Here is an 18,119-nt window from a genome sequence, read left to right on the forward strand (position 1 = left end):
CGTCCAGTACGAGGGCCTGTGCCCGGCACGCCGAGAGCACGCACCTGACGCCGCAGGGCCCGCCCTCCGGGCGGACGACGGGAATTTGACGACAGCACCTAGGGACCCGTCCTCCACGGCGTCCCGCCTCGCGCGAAACCCCCAGGTCGGGGACCTGGGGGTACACGCCGATTCGCGGCCGGTGGGCTGACGGTGCGCCAGAACCGCGCAGCGCGCGGAGACCTCAGCGATTGATCTTTGCGCAGGTGAGCGTCGTCTTTCCGTGGGCCGTCCTGACGACGAACTTGCTTCCGCTCAGACCGTCGACGTCGAACCTTCCCGCGGTCCGTCGAGACGGTGCCCGTGCCGGAGCCCGAGAAGGTCACCCTGGCGCCACCGGGGAATCCCACACCCCACAGGTGGTACTTGCCGTTCGACTCTCTTTCGACGTTGCAGGTCGCGCGGGGCGCGGCGCCGGGCGTGGCGGCGGGCGACGCGTGGGCGGCGACCGCGGGACCCAGCGCGAGTGCGGGGACGACCACGAACGTGAGTGCTGCGAGACGGCGTGTCCGGTTCATCTTCCCACCTCTCTCGGGTGCTACCAGTGCGGCCGGTGGGGCGTGACGGCTCCGTCACCCGTGGCATCGGTCGCACAGGACACCGGTGGGGAAGCCTCGCTCCGCCACGCCGTGCGCGCATCACCCCATCTGGGCAGTACGCCCCGCTCGTTCACCGGGGCGCCCCGTGAGACGCGACGCCGTTTTTCATCACATCGTCCCCTTTGTCGCATGACAGCTCCCCTTTGTCGCATGGCAGCTCGTGGAGAACCGCCGCCGGAACGGCGGGATGATGGTCGGCATGCTCATCCGTATCGACGCCGTCGACCTGCCCGGCCGCACCTGTCCGGCCCCCGCCGGCAGCGGCGCGCCCACGTACGACAACATCCACGTGGCCGTACAACGCCGGGACCGTCCGGCCGAACTCCTCGAACCGCAGCCCGGTGACGCCGCGTCCGCGACCTGGACCCTGGAGTGCACCGCGCTCGCCTCGCCGGCCGGCACGGACGTCGAAGGGCCTTACGTGCAGGACCGTCTGGGCCGTCGGTTCATCTACCTGTCATGGGGCACGGTCGACGAGTCGGGCGTCTTCAGCATGTTCCGGCGCGCCAAGCTCATGCTCGACGTCATCCCCGCCGAGGTGCTCGCCGCCGCCGCGCGTGAGGGCCTGCTGGTCGGACGCCTCGGCCTGACCGACGCGCACGGCAACCCCCTGTGCGCGCGGGTCGAACCCCCGCACATCACATGGACCGCCGAGCCCGCCTCGTAGCCGACCAGGGTGCGGACCTCGGCCAACCGGGCCGAAGGGCACGCTTGTTGAGAACGCTCAGCGGGTTGCGGTGCCCCCGTCGACCGGGCGGGCCGACGCGGTCTCGCCGGGTGCGGACTGGACGACGTGGGGCGCCGGTGCGGCGGACACGCTCCCGGACTCGGCCTCGGGCGCGTTCTCGGACCGGGGTGTGGTGGAAGACCCGCCAGAGGGTGCGGTGCCGTCGTGCTTCATGGCGTTGGTCTCGCTCTTGAGGATGCGCATCGACTTGCCCAGCGCGCGGGCGGTGTCGGGCAGCTTCTTCGAGCCGAACAGCACGATGATCACGATCGCCACGATCAGCAGGTGCCAGGGTTCCAGTCCGTTGCGGAGCATCCCGCCCACCTCTTCCCTTCACCGGGCCCGGCGCTTCCGTGAACGCGCGGCAGCGCCCGTCACCATTGCCTCATTGCGCAACTTTACAACCATCGGGCGGGGCCGGGCGTGCCCTACGTATGAGTCGGGCGGATGAGAGCTCACGTGTGACGACCAGCGACCAGGCACGGCCGCCGCGCCGCAGACGGAGCCCCCTGCGGATCGCCCTCGTCGTGGCCCTGGCCGTGCTCCTGCTCGGCACGGCCGGACTCGGCTGGATCCATCTGAAGCTGAACGGCAACATCGACACCTTCGGCGCCGACGGCCTCTCCAAGGACCGGCCGGCCGTTTCGACGAAGGGCGAGAACGTCCTCGTCATCGGCTCGGACGCGCGCACGGACGGAAACAGCGCGCTGGGCGGTGGCGACAAGGGCGACATCGGCCGCTCCGACACGGCGATCCTGCTGCACGTCTACGCCGACCACCGGCACGCCGTCGCCGTTTCGATCCCCCGCGACACACTGGTCACCCTCCCCCCGTGCAAGCTCCCGGACGGGACGTGGACCAGGACACGGCCGAACACGATGTTCAACGAGGCGTACTCCGTGGGGCAGACGGCCAAGGGCGGACGTGTACGAGAAGGATCTCAACCCCAACCGCGCCGGCACGGTGATCGAGTACGGCGCGGGCCTGCGGACCCGGGCCCAGACGGTCGCCCGGCTCTTTCCCGGAGCCGAGCTGGAGTCCGTGCCGGGCGCGGGCGTCGACGTCGTCCTGGGCCGGGCCTACGTCACCACGGGCAGCACGTCGGCCCCGGCCTCACCCACGTCCACGCCCGCCGCCCTGCCCACTTCGGTGGCGCGTGACGCGCGCTCCGCCGACGACGACGTGTGCTCCAACCTGTCCTACGGATAGACCGCGTCTGCCGGAGGCCGAGTGGTCTCAGGCGGCGTGGCGGCGGACGAAGAGGTGGCGGGCGAAGAGGTGGCGGACGAAGAGGTGGCGGGCGAAGGAGTGGCACGCGGAGGGGTGTCGTGCGAAGGGGTGGCCTGCGGGGTGTTGGCCGCCCGCACGATGACGTAGAGGGCCAGGGCGAGGACCAGCAGAGTGAGCCACCGCCACCGCGTCCAGGATGCGGCCATGTCCCGCCTTCTCTCTTCCGCCCGTTCACCGGTGCGCCGAGGCGAATCGCTGGAGGGAAGAGTAAGCCCGCGTCACCCTCCGTCGTGGATGCGCTCGCCGCGCGGCCCTTGATCACTGTGCGAGATCCCGTGGTCGTACACGTACGCGTATGCGCACTCGTCTTCGCCTTGGTCCTCGGAGCGACGGCGTTCGTAGCGTGACCGCGTGGCCACCAGCCCCACCGCGTACAGGCCGAGGACTGCGGCGAGCAGCAGGTAGTACAGGGCGGGCAGCGCGGTCATGCCCAGCGGCGGGCCGAGCGGGGAGAGCGGCAGCGCGAGGCCGACGGCGATGAGGGCGGCCGCGCCCCAGCCGACGGGACCCGGTTTCCGCCGGCCCTCGACGCCCCGGCGGCCGAGCCGCAGCAGGAGCATCACCAGGGCCTGGGTGAGCAGGTTCTCGGTGAACCAGCCGGAGTGGAACACGGACTCGTCGTTCGCCGTCCCGGGCCCGTGCACGGCGAGCGCGAGGACGCCGAAGGTCGCGAGGTCGGCGACGGCGTTCAGCAGGCCGAAGCCGGTGATGAAGCCCAGCAGGTCGCGCGAGCGCAGCACGGTGGGGCGCTTCAGGGTGCCCGGCGCGGGACGGTCGTAGGCGAAGGCGAGCTGGGCCGCGTCGAAGCACATGTTCTGCACGAGGACCTGCGTCGGCAGCATCGGCAGGAAGGGCAGCAGGATGCCCGCCGCGAGCATCGCGATCACGTTGCCGAGGTTGGAGGAGAGGGTGACCCGCAGATAGGTGCCGATGTTGCCGCTGGAGTAGCGGCCCGCGGTGATCGCGTGGGAGATCGCCGTGAGGTCCTTGTCGGCCAGCACCACGTCGGCGCTCTCCCGGGCCAGGTCCGTGGCGTCGCGCGGGCAGATCCCGACGTCCGCGGCGTGCAGCGCGGGCAGGTCGTTGACACCGTCGCCGAGGTAGCCGGTGGCGTGTCCGCGGGCGCGCAGTGCGACGGTGATACGCGCCTTGTGCTCGGGCGTGCAGCGGGCGAAGACGGTGGTGCGATGGGCGAGCTCGCCGAGTTCGGTGTCCGTGAGACCGTCGAGGTCGGCGGCGGTGCGTACCTCCCCGGGGTCGAGGCCCAGGTCGCGGCAGGCGCGGGCGGCCGTGCCCGGGTGGTCTCCGGTCAGCACCCGTACGGTGACGCCCCGGTCGGCGAGCACCCGCAGCGCGTAGGCCGCGCTCGGCACCAGTGCGTCCCGCAGCGTGACGAACCCCTCGAAGGTGAGGCCGCGTTCGTCGGCCGGGGTGTAGTCGCGGTGGCGGGCGGGGCGTACGGCGGTGGCGACCGCCAGGACGCGCAGCCCGTCGTCCGTCAGCTCGTGGGCGCGGGCGAGCAGCCGTGTGCGCTCCTGCGGCTCCACCGCACAGCGCTCCAGCACGGCCTCGACGGCGCCCTTGACCAGGAGGGTGTGGAAGCCGAGGGCGCCGGGGGTGCGTACGACGGCGGTGGCGAGGCGGCGTACGGGATCGAAGGGCAGCGCCGCGATCCCCTCGTACGCCGTCAGGTCGTCCTCGTCGGCCGTGTGCAGGAGAGCCTCGTCGAGGGCGTCGGGTGCGGGCAGGTCGGCGAGTTGCAGCGTCCACCAGGCGGCCGCGGCAGCCCGGCGCAGTACCTCGGGCGCGTCCTCGCCGTCCGCGTCCAGCGCGCGGTCGACGACCGGCCGGTCCTGGGTGAGGGTGCCGGTCTTGTCCACGCAGAGCACGTCGACGGCGCCGAGGTCGTGGAGCGCGGGCAGCCGCTTCACGATCACTCCGTGCGTACGGGCCAGCAGCGACGCCCCGCGGGCCAGGCAGGTCGTGACGATGACCGGCAGCATCTCCGGGGTCATACCGACCGCCACCGCGACGGCGAACGGCAGGGTCTCCAGGCCCCGCCCGCGCAGGGCCGCGCCCGCCATCAGGACCAGCGGCGGGGTGAGCAGCATGAACCGGATGAGTATCCAGGAGATGCCGTGCACGGACCGGTCGAAGGCGCTCGCCTCCCGCCGCCCCGGGTCCCGGTACCCCTCGGCGAACCGCGTGTGCGCGCCGGTCGCCACGACCACGGCGGTGCCACTGCCGGAGGCGACACTGCTGCCCTGGAAGCACAGCTGCGGCTGCTCGAACAGCTCGCCCGCCGTGGCGCCCGGCGCGTCGACCGGGTACTTGGCGACCGGCACCGACTCTCCGGTGAGCGCGGCCTGGTACACGGTCAGCCCGCCGGCCCGCAGCAGCCGTACGTCGGCGGGTACCAGATCGCCCGGACCGAGCCGGATCACATCCCCCGGCACCAGCTGGTCGACCGGGAGGTCATGGTCGGTGGGTACCGTGTCCGCGTCGGTCCTGCGCAGCACGGTGGCGGTGCTGGCGACCAGGTCGCGCAGCGCCGCCATCGAACGGTCGGCCCGGTGCTCACCGGACGACCGCAGCACACAACTGACCACCACCAGAACGGTGATCACGCTCGCGGTGCCCCAGGAGGCCACGAGCGCCGAGACCAGGCCGAGGCAGAGCAGTACGGCGGTGAACGGATCCCGCAGACTGCGCAGGAACCGCCCGAACCAGGGAACGGGCCGCCGGGCGGGCAGGATGTTCTCCCCGAACCGGGCGAGGCGTTCGTCGGCCTGCGCCTGCGTCAGTCCCCGCGGACCGCTGTCCAGCCGCCGGAGCAGCTGAAGCGCGGTCGGCTCGCCGTGTTCCTCCCCGCCCGAAGTGCCTTGAAAGACCTGGGGTTTCTCTGCCGCCGGTCCGTCCGCGGAGGTGGGGCGCTCGGCGCCCCCTCCCGCCGTCGCGGACGTCTCAGCCACCGATCCCGCGCAGCCTGCGTACGGGTGCCGATGCCTCCTCGGCACGTGCGGCCAGCTGTCCGACCATCACGCGCACCACGGTCACGACATCGGGATCGTCGACGTAGTAGACCTGTCGGCGGCCTTCGCGCCGGGAGCGGACGAGACCCGCGAGCTTCAGCTTCGACAGGTGCTGGCTGACGGCGGGCAGTGCGCCGCCGACACGCTCCGCGAGGTGGGTCACGTCGCTCTCGCCCTGCGCGAGGGCCCACATGATGTGCAGCCGGTGCGAGGAGGCCAGCAGTCCGAACGCGGCGGCCGCGTCCGCCAGCACCTCGGCGGGCGGATCCTCGAAGCCACCGGCGTATGCCGTCACAGTCTCTACTCCTGTCCCGCCCCGGGCATCCGTGCCCGCGTCCGCGCCGACCCAGTTTAGGCGTCCGCCACCAAGTGGCTCCGCAGGTAGGGCAACAAGCCCCGCTCCAGCAGGGCCTGCCGCCATATCTCCCGGACCCGGTCCACGTCGCTTCCACCGGCGGGCTCCCGGCCGTCGGACGTGCCCTCGCGCCGGCGCAGGGCCGTGCGCAACAGGGCCCACAGACCGATGCACGCGGTGACCGCCGCGGTGAGCGCGAGCACCCAGCCCGCCGTGACGACCGACGTGGCGAACCCGGTGGCCACCTCGGCGAGACGCGCTCCGTACCCGATCAGCAGGAGCACCGCCGCCGCGACGGCGGCCACCACGGGGGTGAGCACGGCGAGAACGGGCCACGGCCCGCCTTCGGCGGCCTCGCGGGCGTCACGGGTCTCACGGGCGGCGAGGTAGTCGCGGTACTCGTCGGCCGCTGCGGAGGCGATCTCCTCCATGGCTTGCAGAGCCAAGTCCCGCAGCCGTCTCGCGGCCCTTCCCGTGGGGTCGCGGCGCAGTGCGGAACGGATGTCGACGACGTCGAGCGCGCACTGCAGCACTCGTTCGAATTCCACTCGATCCTCTTGCCGGAGGCCTGACGCGTAGGTCACACGTGGTCCCTGGTGTCGGCCTCGTCGAGGCGGGCGAGGAGGAACGGCATCATCCCGCGCTCCAGCAGGGCGAGTTGCCACGCTTCGCGCGCCCGCTTCACCTCCGCGTCCTCGCCGGCGGGCACCCCTTCGTCCACCGTGGAGGGGTTGTGGGCCGCCGCGACCAGCAGGCAGGCGAGATCGGCGACCGCGCCGCCGACAGCGACGGCCGCCGCGACGAACCCTGCCGTGAGCAGTCCCGCGCCGATGTAGGGGCGCCCGCCGAAGGCGCGCAGGGCGAGCCCGGACACCAGGAACACCGCCGCGGCGACGGCCGACAAACTCGGCACGAACACCGCCAGCACGGGGAGCAGTCCGCTCCCGCCGCTGTTGCCGTCGCCGTCGCCGTCGCCGTCGCGCTCACCGGTCCGCTCGGCCGCCAAGGCCTTGCTCTCGGTGTACGCGTGGTACTCGACGGCCGCCACGGCGGCGATGGCGGCGCGCTCCCGCAGCGCGCGGGTGCGCAACTGTTCCCGGTTGAGCGTCCCGGCGGACCGCTCCAGCGCGTCGCTGATCCGCCCGGAGTTCAGGGCCTGGTCCAGGACCCGTTCGAAAGTCACGCTGATGTAGCCGATGTCAGCCCCTGAGGGCTCAGGTTCCGTCATGTCTCCCCCGTCGCCGCGCGCCAGTGTGATGATTCCCGGATTGGGCAATCCGCAAAGGTTTCGAGCACCGGCTCACGGTGCCGAGTCCTTGGTGCCGGAGGCTGCTCGGTAGGCCTGCGTGGGGGTCATGACGACGCCGTCGAGACTGACGGTCCTGTACGGGCTGACCTTGGCGCAGGTTTTGGACTGGTCGGCGGTCTCTGCGTGGGCGTTGGAGGTCGCGGCCTTGGTGTCGGCGGGTGCGGGAGTGGTGGCGGGGTAGGCGGTGCCGCTGGTCCAGTCGGTGCCGATGACCAGGGTCAGGCCGGTGCTGCCGGTGGCGTCGCTCTGCTTGAGGTGGGAGGACGGCAGGCCCAGGGCCTTGGCGGCGGTCTGGGCCTCGGCCTTGTGCCCGCTGCCGTAGGTGAGGGTGGTCGTGGACGTGGTGCCGGCGGCGTTGCCGGTGGTGGTGCCGGAGCTGAAGCCCTTGTCGATCAGGGCGGTGGCGACGGCGGAGGCCCGGCCGGTGACGGTGGTGCCGTTCTCCACGGTGACCGCGATCTGCGCGGCGGGGACCGCGGAGGCGGTGGCCGTGGCTTTGGCTGTCGCGGAGGCCGCGGCGGTCTTCGCGCCCGACGAGCTGGTCAGGGACTGGTCGTTCGCGATGGTGGCGAACAGACTCCGGGCCGTGGCGGCGAGCACGAGACGGTTGCTGTCATTGGGGTCGGGCGCCGTCTGCATGGTGGTGAAGGTGATGCGCTTCGCCGGGACCTTGTCCACGTCGGCGGCGAGCCCGATCAGCTTTCTGACGGTGCCCAGGCCGGTGTCGACGGTGAGGGCCTTGGTGGCGGCGTCGGCCAGGCGGTAGACGGCGGTGGGGTCGGTGAGGGTGCCGGCGCTCTTGAACTTGCGGATCATCGAGCTGAGGAAGATGTGCTGGGAGTAGGTGCGCCCCAGGTCGCTGCCGTCGCCGAAGCCGTGCCGGGAGCGGACGAACTCCAGGGCGGCGACGCCCTTGAGGGTGTGCGTGCCCTGAGCGAGCTTCAGGTGTGAGTAGGTGTCGTAGACGTCCTTGTCGACGCAGGCCGACACCCCGCCCACCGCGTCGGACATCTTCACCACACCGGAGAAGTCGAGCTTGACGAAGTGGTCGATGGGGATGCCGGTGAGCCGGTGGACGGTGGCCACCTGGCAGGCGGGCCCGTACTGCAGGGCGCTGTTGACCATGCCGGTGTAGCCGTTCGTGGAGACGCCGGTCTCGGTGTCCTTGCAGGCGGGGACCGTGGTCACGGTGTCGCGGGGGATGCTCATCACGGTGGCGTTGGAGCGGTCGGCGGATATGTGCATCACCATCTCCACGTCCGCGTTGGACCCGGACTGCACTCCGGTCTGCGAACAGCCGCCGCCCAGCTTGCAGTCGCTCGCGTTGGTACGCCCGTCGCTGCCCATCACCAGGAGGTTGATCGGGGTCCTGCCGAAGGAGTCGGCCTTCTCCTTGCCCGCGCTGTCGCCCGTGCCGTCGGTCAGCGGGACGCTGTGGAGATTGCCGTTCAGATGCTCGTAGAACCACCACCCCACGCCCGCCGTGGCCAGGACCAGCACCGACAGCGATATCGCGGCCGTCCGCAGGATCCGCCTGCCTCGGCTTACGGGCCGGGCCCGGCGCCCCGCGCCGACCTTGGGACGCGCACGGGACCCCCTCCGGGAGGGCGCGGAACGGGAGGGCGCGGAACCGGAGGTGTGGCGCTGCCGGGGCACCCCGCGTGCGTGGGTGCGTGTGGCGTTGCCGGCGGGGGCGTCCCCAAGGTCAGTCATGTTCGCACTCCCACGAAACGGTCGGGCCGTTCAGGCATACGTCAGGCGTTGCGGGGCGCCTCACTTGCATGGTTGCGCAATATAACAACCCGGCCTGAGACCCGGCACGGCTCCCGCCCACCAGGGTCTTACGGACCCGTGACGTGACGGGCGCGGTGCTGCCGTGCGCCATGGTCGCGGTCCTAGCGTTCGGCCTATGCGAGTACTGGTCACCGGCGGTGCCGGGTTCATCGGGTCCCATGTCGTCGAGGCGCTGACCGCGCGGGGGCACGAGGCGGTCGTGTTCGACCTGCGCGACGGCCTGGACGTACGGGACGCCGAGGCGGTCGGCGCGGCGCTGGCGGGCATGGACGCCGTGTGCCATCAGGCGGCGATGGTGGGGCTGGGGAAGGGGTTCGACGACGCGGTCGAGTATGTGTCGCGCAACGACCTCGGCACGGCGGTGCTGCTCGCCGCGATGGCCGCCGCGGGGGTGCGCCGCCTCGTGCTCGCCGGCTCGATGGTCGTGTACGGCGAGGGCGCGTACGGCTGTGAGTGGCACGGGCCGGTACGCCCCGGGCCCCGGACCGTCGCCGATCTCGACGCGGGACGGTTCGAGCCCCGCTGCCCGCGGTGCGGCGAGGAACTGACACCCGGCCTGGTGCGCGAGGACGCTCCGGCCGACCCCCGGAACGTGTACGCGACGACCAAGCTGGCCCAGGAGCATCTGGCCGCGGCCTGGGCCCGGTCGACGGACGGTTCGGCGGTGTCGCTGCGCTACCACAACGTGTACGGGCCCGGGATGCCGCGCGACACCCCGTACGCGGGGGTCGCCTCGTTCTTCCGGTCCGCGCTGGCCCGGGGCGAGGCGCCGCGTGTCTTCGAGGACGGCGGGCAGCGACGGGACTTCGTGCACGTACGGGATGTGGCCGCGGCCAATGTGGCGGCCCTGGAGGCGGGTTCGCGCGCCGGGGCTCTCACGGCCTACAACACCGGAAGCGGCGAGCCGCACACGGTCGGCGAGATGGCCCGTGCCCTGGCCACCGCCCACGGCGGGCCCGAGCCCGTGGTGACCGGGGAGTACCGCCTCGGCGACGTACGCCACATCACGGCCGACTCCGCACGGCTGCGCGCCGAACTGGGCTGGAAGCCCGAGACCGACTTCGCGGAGGGGATGAGGGAGTTCGCGACGGCGAGGCTGCGCGGGGAGTAGGGGAGCAGGAGAACAGCGGCCGGGGCCCGCGCCTCACGCTCTCGCCATGGGCACCCGCCTCACGCCCTCGCCATCGGCAGCGTGACCTCGAAGCGGCAGCCGCCGGGGACGTTGTGGACGGCGGCCTGCCCCTGGTGGGCCTCGACGATGCCCCGGACGATGGCCAGGCCCAGGCCCGCTCCGGCGGGAGGCGTGCGGGCGTGGGTGCCGCGCCAGCCGGTGTCGAAGACACGCGGGAGGTCCTCCTCCGGGATGCCGCCGCAGCCGTCGGTGACGGACAGGACGACCCCCGCGTCCGAGCGCTCGGCGGCGACCGCGACCGTGCCGTCGGCCGGAGTCCGGCGGATCGCGTTGACGAGGAGATTGCCCAGCACCCGGCTCATCTCCTTGCCGTCCACCTCGACCGGCACCGGCTCGATACGGTCCCCGACCAGGCGTACGCCGTGCTCGCGGGCGAGCGGGTCCGCGCCCGCGAGGGCGTCGCCGACGAGGTCGTAGAGGGAGATGCGGGAGGGGGACAGGGCGAGGGTCCCGGCGTGTATGCGGGAGAGTTCGAAGAGGTCGCCGACCATGTCGTTGAGGCGTTCTACCTCGGTGCGGATCTGCCGGAGGTAGCGGTCCGGGTCGGCGGCCACCCCGTCCTCCAGTGCCTCCGACATCGCCCGCAGTCCGGCGAGCGGGGTGCGCAGGTCGTGCGAGATCCAGGCGACGAGTTCACGACGGGAGGTCTCCAGCGCGCGTTCACGGTCGCGGGACTCGGCCAGCTTCGCACTGGTCGCCTGCAACTCCCGGCTCAGCGCGGCGAGTTCGGCGGTCGCGGGGCCCTCGGGGGCCGCGAAGTCGCCGCCGTCGCCGAAGGAGCGCGCGGCCAGCGTGAGGGCCCTGCTGCGGGCCACCACCCAACGCCCCAGCAACAGCGCCGTCGCCAGGGACACCACCGCCGCCATGGCCACCACCGTCGTGACCACGCCCAGGTCGTGCGAGGACAGGAACATCGCCCAGGCGACGGCCAGCGTCCCCGCGAGCATCGCGGTGACCGCCACGGCGGCGACGACGGCGAGGGACACGGTCAGCGACCGGCGCCGGATCAGCCACAGCGCCCCCGCGCCCAGCAGCCCGGCCACGGCGGCACCGAGGAAGGCGTACAGGGCGATGAGCAGCATGTCGTGCGTGGAGTGCACGGTTTGCATGGCTTGCATGGAGTGTGTGGCTCGCACCGCGTGTGCGGCTTGCACGGCGTGTGCGGCTTGCACGGCGTGTGCGGCTTGCACGGCGTATGCGGCGTGTGCGGCGTGTGCGGCTTGCACGGCGTGTGCGGCTTGCACGGCGTGTGTGAGGGGCATGGCTCGCATGGTCAGACCGCTTCCTCTCGGGGAGTCGGGGCCTCGCCGGGCGTGGGCTCCTCGAAGCGGTAACCGACCCCCCACACCGTCTGGATCAGCCGTGGTCTGCCCGGATCGTCCTCGACCTTGCCCCGCAGCCGGCGCACGTGGACCGTGACCGTCGACAGGTCGCCGAAGTCCCAGCCCCACACCTCGCGCATCAGGTCCTCGCGGCTGTACGCCCGGCCGGGATTACGGAGGAAGAACGCGAGCAGGTCGAACTCGCGGATGGTGAGGGCGAGATCCTCGCCGTTCCTGGTGGCGCGGCGGGCGTCGGGGTCGACGGCGAGACCGGCCAGCCGGAGGGGGCGAGCGCCTGCGGCGGGGCGGCTGCGGCGCAGTACCGACTCCACCCTCAGGACCAGTTCGCGGGGGCTGAAGGGCTTGGTGACGTAGTCGTCGGCGCCCACCTCCAGGCCCAGGATCCGGTCGTCCTCGTCACCGCGGGCGGTGAGCATGATGACCGGAACGGGCCCGTGGCCGCGCATCCTGCGGCACACCTCCAGGCCGTCCATCCCAGGCAGCATCAGGTCCAGCACCACCAGGTCGGGCCAGTGCGCGGCGGCACGGGCGAGCGCGGCGGGTCCGTCCGCGGCACGGTCCACGACGTACCCGGCGCGGTCGAGGTAGCCGGAGACCACCTCGGCGACGGTGGGATCGTCGTCGACGACGAGGACGCGGGCGCTCCGCCCTGGCCCGCCCGGGGCAGGTCCGGTACCTGCGGATTCGTACGGCTGCTGCATGAATCCAGCGTCCCACCGGCCGCACCCGCGTGCCGCGATCCCGCCGCGACGTCCGTGTTTCGTAAGGACCCGAAGTCCGATATCTCCCTTTCGCGTTCGTAGGGTGAAAGCCGTGACGACCTCTCCCCAACCCGACCCCGGCAAGCCCCCGGACACGGACCCGGCGCCCGTCGACGTGGTCCTCCCCCGTCCGGTCGACGTGATCCTCCCCTGTCTGAACGAGGCCGAGGCCCTCCCCTGGGTCCTCGCCCGCGTCCCCGCCGGGTGGCGCGCGCTGGTCGTGGACAACGGCTCCACGGACGGCTCGGCGGAACTGGCCCGCGGCCTCGGCGCGACCGTCGTGCGCGAGACGCGCCGCGGGTTCGGCGCCGCCTGCCACGCCGGTCTGCGAGCCGCCACCGCGGACATCGTGTGCTTCTGCGACTGCGACGCCTCGCTGGACCCGGCCCGGCTCCTGCCCTTCGTCCGCGAGGTACAGGACGGCGAGGCCGACCTCGTGCTCGGGCGGCGCCGCCCACAGGGCCCCGGCGCCTGGCCCGCGCACGCCCGGGCGGGCAACCTCGCCCTCGCCTGGATGCTCCGCCGCCGCACCGGACTGCGCCTGCACGACCTCGGCCCCCTTCGTGCCGCCCGCCGCGAACCGCTGCTCGCCCTCGGCCTCACCGACCGCCGCAGCGGCTATCCGCTCCAGATGGTCGTGCGCGCCGCCGACGCCGGCTGGCGCGTCACCGAGCACGACGTGCCCTACCTGCCGCGCACCGGCGCCTCCAAGGTCACCGGCACCTGGCGCGGTACCTGGCAGGCGGTACGGGACATGCGCCGCGTCCTCGCCGAGCCGCCCGCGCCGCCACGCCACGCCCACGCCGCCCTCGCCCCTTCCCTCACCTCCGCGGATCCCCGTTCCCAGGGAGGAAACAGCCAGTGACGACGCTCCTCGTCATCGCCAAGGAACCACGGCCGGGACGGGTCAAGACCCGGCTCACCCCGCCGTTCACACCCCGGGAGGCGGCGCTGCTCGCCGAGGCGTCCCTCGTGGACACCCTGCGCACGGTGGCGGCGACCCCGGCACGGCGCCGGGTGCTCGTGCTCGACGGTACGGCCGGCGACTGGCTGCCGGCCGGCTTCGACGTCGTACCGCAGTGCGCGGGCGGCCTCGACGAACGGCTGGCCGCCGCCTTCGCGGGCTGCGACGGGCCCGCGCTGCTCATCGGCATGGACACACCGCAGGTGACACCCGAGCTCCTCACCGTGGACTTCGCCGGCTGCGACGCGTACTTCGGCCCGGCCGAGGACGGCGGCTTCTGGGCCCTCGGGCTCGCCGCCCCCGATCCGGAGCTTCTGCGGGGCGTGCCGATGTCGACGCCCTCGACGGGTGCGGTACAGCGGGAGCGGCTCGTCGCCGCCGGGCTGCGCGTGCGCGACCTGCCCCGTCTCCGGGACGTCGACACGGCCGCCGACGCGGAGGCGGTCGCCACCCTCGCGCCGCCCGGCAGCCGCTTCGCCGCCGAGCTCGGGCGTCTGCGGACGGCCACCGGACGATGAGCACCGCGCACGGGACGACGACACCGCCGGGGGTGCCCGGCCCGCGCCCCTGGTCCGCCGACCCCTACTCGGACGCCCTGGTCACCGGCCGGGGCCCGCTCTTCCTCCGGCGCACCGACGGCTGGCTGCTGCCCCTGGAGGTGGAGCGCTGGTGCGCACGGGCCGACGCGGTGGACCTGACCGTGCTGGGGCGCTGCGAGGGGACCGTGCTCGACGTCCGCTGCGGGCCGGCGCGGCTCGTCGCCGAACTCGCCGCCCGGGGCCGGCCCGCGCTCGGTATCGACGTCAGCGAGGCGGCTGTCGCGCACACCGCCCGGCTCGGCGGCCAGGCCCTGCGGCGCTCCGTCTTCGAGCCGCTCCCCGGTGAGGGCCGCTGGGACACCGCGCTCCTCCTCGACGGCAATGTCGGCATCGGCGGCGACCCGGCCGCCCTGCTCCGCCGGATGGCCCAACTCCTCACCTCCGGCGGGCTGTTGATCGTCGAGACGCTCGCGGACGTGGACGTCGACGAACGGGTCAGCGTCCACATCGTCCGGGTCACCGACCCCCGGCGTACGGACGGGCCGGCCTTCCCGTGGGCCCGCCTCGGCACCCCGGCGCTGCTCCGGCACGCGGCACGCGCGGGCTGGCGCCGGGAGGGTCAGTGGTCGGCCGGGGGCCGCTCGTTCGTCGCCCTGCGCAACCGCGACGGACGCGATGGCCCGGACGACCGCGACGACCGCGATGACCGGGACGACCGGGACGACCGGAGCAGCCGCAGTACGAACAGCGCCGCCGAGCCCCCGAACAGCACCGCCGTGATCAGCAGCCAGCGGTCCAGGAAGTCGTCGCCGGAGAGCCCGGTGGCCAACCGGTAGTGCTCCGCCATCTGCCCGCTGATCAGCGGAAACCACATCAGCAGCAGAAGCGCCGAGAACGCGGCCGGGAACCGGACGTAGACCGTCCACTCCCGGCGGCCGACCGCGCCAAGACCCCTCGCCACGGCCCGGTCCGCCCCCGCGTACAACGGAACGAGCACCAGGTCGTGGAGGACCGCCACCCCCACGAACCACAGCGCCACCCCGAACCGGTCCCCTGCGAGCAGCCGCACCCCGGCGTACCCGGCGAGCGCGAACGAACAGGCCGGCAGCAGGATCTGCAGCGGACCGCCCAGGACAGGCTTCCCGAACGGCCGTCGCACCGCGGGCCGTCGCACCGCAGACCGTCGCACCGCAGACCGTCGCATCACGGGCCGTCGCATCACAGGCCGTCGCATCACAGTTCTCCGAACGTCATCCGGGCCACCCACTTGGTGTTGAGCACGCCGGGCGCCGCGGGGACGATGATCCGCGCGGGATAGCCGTGGTCGGGGGTCAGGGCCTCGCCGTTGGCGAACAGGGCCAACAGGGAGCGCGGGTCGCGCACCTGGTTGTAGCGCAGGGCCGCGTGCCGGAACGCCCCGTGCCGCTGCAACGACTCCACCAGCACATCGGGCGCCGCGCCCTCCTCGTATCCGACGAGCCGCGCCAGGTCCCGCAGCCGTACGCCCCGCCACCACTGGTCGGAGGTCGACCAGCCCTCCACGCAGGCGATGGGCAACGCGGCTCTGTGGAGCGGGAGTTCGAGCAGCTCGCCCCGGCTCAGCCGGACCGTGCGCCCGCGCCCCTCGACGACCAGCCGCCATGTCTCCTCGGCCGTCTCCCGCATGTCGATGCCGACCGCCTCGGCCGTCTTGTTGATCTGGAAGCCGCCGGGTCCGCTGCCCGGTTCGGGGCCGCCGTGCGGCGCGAGTACGGCCGTCTCCCGCAGCGGCCCGTCGAAGCTGCGGCCCGCCGTCGTGGCGAACAGCAGCAGCGATCCGCCGCCGACGACCCCGAGGGCACCGCGCCGCGAGACGGTGGGCTGGGCGGGGTCCGGCGAGACCAACTCCCCTTCTTCCGGGGTGTGTTCGTCCCGGAGGCGGCGCAGATTGCGGAGCGCCGCCGGTACCCGCAGCACGGCGTGCGCCACGAACGCGGCGAAGAACACCCAGGCCCCGTAGAAGTGCAGCGGATAGAAGGAGCCGGGGAAGATGTAGTCGAGCTGGATGTTCAGCACGCCGGTGGTGAACTCGAACAGGGCGCCCCCGACCAGCAGGAGCAGCGAGATCCGCTCCAGCGCGTGCGCGAGCGACCGGGCGGGCGGCAGCGCGAACAACTTCGGCACGACCGACCACAGCTTCGCCAGCAGTACGGGGATCAGCGTGATCCCGAGGGTGACGTGGACGCCCTGGGTGAGGCGGTACAGCCAGGACGGGTTCGTCGGCCAGGAGAAGAGGTAGAAGCCGAGCAGACCCTTGTCCGGGGTCATGTCGTTCACCGGCGACAGGTTCGGGTTGTAGGCGGCGTACGACACGAGACCCGTCACGAACAGCACGGTGATGCCGCCGAGCAGGACGACGCCGAGCACCGAGGTGAACCAGGGGCCGCGCAAGGGGCTGCGCCAGAACGCGGGGGAGGAGGGAGACCGTGGCATGCCCCGACCGTAGGACCGCGACACCCCCCGAACGGGTCCGCGAACCATGACGAAACTCTGACGTCCACTCCTGCCGCGGCTCCGGCGGCCGGTCCGCGGCCTAGCGTGCGGATGTGAACCGCGATCTTCCCCAGGGCCTTACCCCGGACGGTCCCCGCGATCTCCCCGGCGCTCCTCACCTCGACCGGCGTCACGATCGACGGCTCGACCGGCGCCGGGATCCGCTCCTCGACCTGGCCGCCGTCCTGGCAGCCGCCCTGCTCGTCACGGCGGCCGCGCTGGTCGGCACGTCGATCGAACGCCGCCACCACACGCTCTTCGTGCGCTGGCCTCCCCTGTTCGCCCAGTGGGAGCCGCACCTCGGCCCCGGCACCCCGGCCGCGCTCGCCGTGGCCGTCGCCGTCGTCGCCCACGGGCCGCTCCTCGCCACGCGTCTGCCGTGGCGGGCACTGCTGTGGGCGTCCTGGGGCACCGCCACCGCCTGGACGTTCTCCCTCGCGCTGGTCGACGGGTGGCAGCGGGGGATCGCCGGGCGGCTGACGGCCACGAACGAGTACCTCACGGTCATCGACCGCTTCCACGACATCCCCGCCACCCTGCGGGACTTCACCCACCACATCGTGAGTCACTCCCCCGCTCCCTGGCCCGCGCACATCGCCGGCCACCCGCCGGGGGCCACCGTCACCTTCGTGCTCCTCGACCGGGCCGGGCTGGCCGGCGGCGGCTGGGCGGGCGTGTGGTGCGTCGTGGCCGGGGCGGCGGCGCCGGCCGCGGTCCTGGTCGCCGTACGGGCGCTGGCCGCGGAGGAGCTCGCCCGCCGCGCCGCCCCCTTCCTGGTCCTCGCCCCGGCCGCCGTGTGGGTGGGCGCCTCCGCGGACGGCTACTTCGCCGCGGTCGCCGCCTGGGCCGTCGCCCTCCTCGCCCTCGCGGTCACCGGACCCCGGCCCCGGGCGACGGGCCTCGCCGCCGGGCTCCTCCTCGGCCTCACCGCGTACCTCTCCTACGGCCTGACGCTGTTCGCCGTGATCGCCGCCGCCGTCGTGCTGCTCGGCTCCCGCCGACTCCGCCCCCTCCCGTACGTCCTCGCCGGACTGGCCGTCGTCCCCCTTCTGTTCACGCTGCTCGGCTTCAACTGGTGGGAGGGGTACCGCCTGTTGGTCACCCGCTACTACGAAGGGGTCGGCGGCGTAAGGCCGTACGGCTACTGGGTCTGGGCGAACCTCGCCTGTACGGCGCTGATCGTGGGCCCGGCGACGGTGGCGGGCCTGCGCCGAACGGTCGCGACGGCCGTACGCGTAGGTCCCCGCGCCCTCCGCCGCCCCCACGTCCTCTCCCCCGAGCCCCGTCTGGCCCTCCTCGCTCTCGCCGCCCTGCTCGCCCTCCTGGCCGCCGACCTCTCCGGCATGAGCAAGGCGGAGACGGAACGGATCTGGCTGCCGTTCGCGATGTGGTCCCTGCCGACCTGCGCGTTCCTGCCCCGCCCCCGCGCCTGGCTCACCGCCCAGGCCACCCTGGCCCTGCTCCTCAACCACCTCCTGCTGACCGGCTGGTGACACCAGGAGCGGAGACCGTGATCGATTCAGCCGGATGGCGGCGGGCCGGGGCGGGGGCGGCACACCGGGGGAAGGTGCTGTTCAGCGCCGTACCGGGGAGAGAGGCGGGGCGCGCGGCGGGGGCGTGGGGCGGGTTGCGGCGGGGGGTCG

General features: G+C 73.1%; 17 protein-coding genes and 1 pseudogene. 7 read left to right on the plus strand and 11 right to left on the minus strand.

Features of this window, described 5'->3' with window-relative positions; genetic code table 11:
* Window positions 1-837 precede the first annotated feature (837 nt).
* Window positions 838-1,305 (plus strand): DUF5990 family protein, encoded by a 468-nt coding sequence (locus tag ABZ656_RS36320; RefSeq protein ID WP_360273816.1) that lies wholly within the window; start codon window positions 838-840, stop codon window positions 1,303-1,305.
* Window positions 1,306-1,362: 57 nt separating this feature from the next.
* Here the strand turns inward: ABZ656_RS36320 and tatA are convergent, their stop codons facing one another.
* Window positions 1,363-1,680, minus strand: a complete 318-nt coding sequence (gene tatA / locus ABZ656_RS36325; RefSeq protein ID WP_101399372.1) for a Sec-independent protein translocase subunit TatA — start codon at window positions 1,678-1,680, stop codon at window positions 1,363-1,365.
* A 146-nt stretch (window positions 1,681-1,826) separates the two neighbouring features.
* Between tatA and ABZ656_RS36330 the strand changes: the two genes are divergently transcribed.
* Window positions 1,827-2,525 (plus strand): LCP family protein, encoded by a 699-nt coding sequence (locus tag ABZ656_RS36330; protein ID WP_360273819.1) that lies wholly within the window; start codon window positions 1,827-1,829, stop codon window positions 2,523-2,525.
* 39 nt (window positions 2,526-2,564) lie between these two features.
* Here the strand turns inward: ABZ656_RS36330 and ABZ656_RS36335 are convergent, their stop codons facing one another.
* The 6 genes from ABZ656_RS36335 to ABZ656_RS36360 form a co-directional block, all read right to left on the minus strand.
* Window positions 2,565-2,801 (minus strand): hypothetical protein, encoded by a 237-nt coding sequence (locus ABZ656_RS36335; RefSeq protein ID WP_180361973.1) that lies wholly within the window; start codon window positions 2,799-2,801, stop codon window positions 2,565-2,567.
* A gap of 72 nt (window positions 2,802-2,873) precedes the next feature.
* Window positions 2,874-5,627, minus strand: coding sequence for a magnesium-translocating P-type ATPase (gene mgtA, locus ABZ656_RS36340; RefSeq protein ID WP_360273822.1), 2,754 nt, complete (start codon window positions 5,625-5,627; stop codon window positions 2,874-2,876).
* Window positions 5,620-5,982 carry a metalloregulator ArsR/SmtB family transcription factor gene (locus tag ABZ656_RS36345; RefSeq protein ID WP_101399368.1) on the minus strand — a complete coding sequence of 121 codons (363 nt, stop codon included), beginning with the start codon at window positions 5,980-5,982 and terminating at the stop codon, window positions 5,620-5,622. The genes mgtA and ABZ656_RS36345 overlap by 8 nt, the downstream gene beginning before the upstream one ends.
* 56 nt (window positions 5,983-6,038) lie before the next feature.
* The gene (locus ABZ656_RS36350; RefSeq protein WP_360273826.1) at window positions 6,039-6,590 is read right to left on the minus strand and encodes a hypothetical protein; all 552 of its coding nucleotides are present in this window, start codon (window positions 6,588-6,590) and stop codon (window positions 6,039-6,041) included.
* A gap of 32 nt (window positions 6,591-6,622) precedes the next feature.
* Entirely contained in the window at window positions 6,623-7,270 is a 648-nt protein-coding gene (locus ABZ656_RS36355; protein WP_101399364.1) for a hypothetical protein, read from the minus strand.
* Between the two features lie 72 nt (window positions 7,271-7,342).
* On the minus strand, window positions 7,343-9,064 hold the full coding sequence (locus ABZ656_RS36360; protein ID WP_180361972.1) for an LCP family protein: 1,722 nt from the start codon (window positions 9,062-9,064) through the stop codon (window positions 7,343-7,345).
* Window positions 9,065-9,260: 196 nt separating this feature from the next.
* Between ABZ656_RS36360 and ABZ656_RS36365 the strand changes: the two genes are divergently transcribed.
* The gene (locus ABZ656_RS36365) at window positions 9,261-10,256 is read left to right on the plus strand and encodes an NAD-dependent epimerase/dehydratase family protein (RefSeq protein WP_101399362.1); all 996 of its coding nucleotides are present in this window, start codon (window positions 9,261-9,263) and stop codon (window positions 10,254-10,256) included.
* 59 nt (window positions 10,257-10,315) lie between these two features.
* On the opposite strand, the gene ABZ656_RS36370 is transcribed toward ABZ656_RS36365, so the two are convergent.
* Window positions 10,316-11,446 (minus strand): HAMP domain-containing sensor histidine kinase, encoded by a 1,131-nt coding sequence (locus tag ABZ656_RS36370; RefSeq protein WP_101403608.1) that lies wholly within the window; start codon window positions 11,444-11,446, stop codon window positions 10,316-10,318.
* 164 nt (window positions 11,447-11,610) lie between these two features.
* Window positions 11,611-12,381: a response regulator transcription factor gene (locus ABZ656_RS36375; protein WP_101399360.1), complete on the minus strand. Its 771-nt coding sequence runs from the start codon at window positions 12,379-12,381 to the stop codon at window positions 11,611-11,613.
* 175 nt (window positions 12,382-12,556) lie between these two features.
* Here ABZ656_RS36375 and ABZ656_RS36380 point away from each other — a divergent pair, with 175 nt between their 5' ends.
* The 3 genes from ABZ656_RS36380 to ABZ656_RS36390 are packed head-to-tail and all read left to right on the plus strand — an operon-like array spanning window position 12,557 to window position 14,780.
* Complete coding sequence (locus tag ABZ656_RS36380) at window positions 12,557-13,306, plus strand: glycosyltransferase family 2 protein (protein ID WP_360273870.1); 750 nt, start codon at window positions 12,557-12,559, stop codon at window positions 13,304-13,306.
* Window positions 13,303-13,923, plus strand: a complete 621-nt coding sequence (locus ABZ656_RS36385) for a TIGR04282 family arsenosugar biosynthesis glycosyltransferase (RefSeq protein ID WP_360273833.1) — start codon at window positions 13,303-13,305, stop codon at window positions 13,921-13,923. Before ABZ656_RS36380 ends, ABZ656_RS36385 begins: the two co-directional genes overlap by 4 nt.
* Window positions 13,920-14,780, plus strand: coding sequence for a methyltransferase domain-containing protein (locus tag ABZ656_RS36390; protein WP_360273836.1), 861 nt, complete (start codon window positions 13,920-13,922; stop codon window positions 14,778-14,780). The genes ABZ656_RS36385 and ABZ656_RS36390 overlap by 4 nt, the downstream gene beginning before the upstream one ends.
* Here ABZ656_RS36390 and ABZ656_RS36395 read toward each other — a convergent pair.
* A pseudogene (locus ABZ656_RS36395) lies at window positions 14,663-15,211 on the minus strand (hypothetical protein); the annotation flags it as partial. The gene ABZ656_RS36390 and the pseudogene ABZ656_RS36395 sit on opposite strands and share 118 nt — an antisense overlap.
* Entirely contained in the window at window positions 15,178-16,416 is a 1,239-nt protein-coding gene (locus ABZ656_RS36400; protein WP_360273839.1) for a molybdopterin-dependent oxidoreductase, read from the minus strand. The pseudogene ABZ656_RS36395 and the gene ABZ656_RS36400, both read right to left, overlap by 34 nt.
* A 233-nt stretch (window positions 16,417-16,649) precedes the next feature.
* On the opposite strand from ABZ656_RS36400, the gene ABZ656_RS36405 reads away from it, so the two are divergent.
* Window positions 16,650-17,969: a hypothetical protein gene (locus tag ABZ656_RS36405; RefSeq protein ID WP_101403607.1), complete on the plus strand. Its 1,320-nt coding sequence runs from the start codon at window positions 16,650-16,652 to the stop codon at window positions 17,967-17,969.
* Window positions 17,970-18,119 lie beyond the last annotated feature (150 nt).

Source organism: Streptomyces sp. NPDC007095 (assembly GCF_040634475.1).
In the GTDB taxonomy this organism is placed as follows: Bacteria; Actinomycetota; Actinomycetes; order Streptomycetales; family Streptomycetaceae; genus Streptomyces.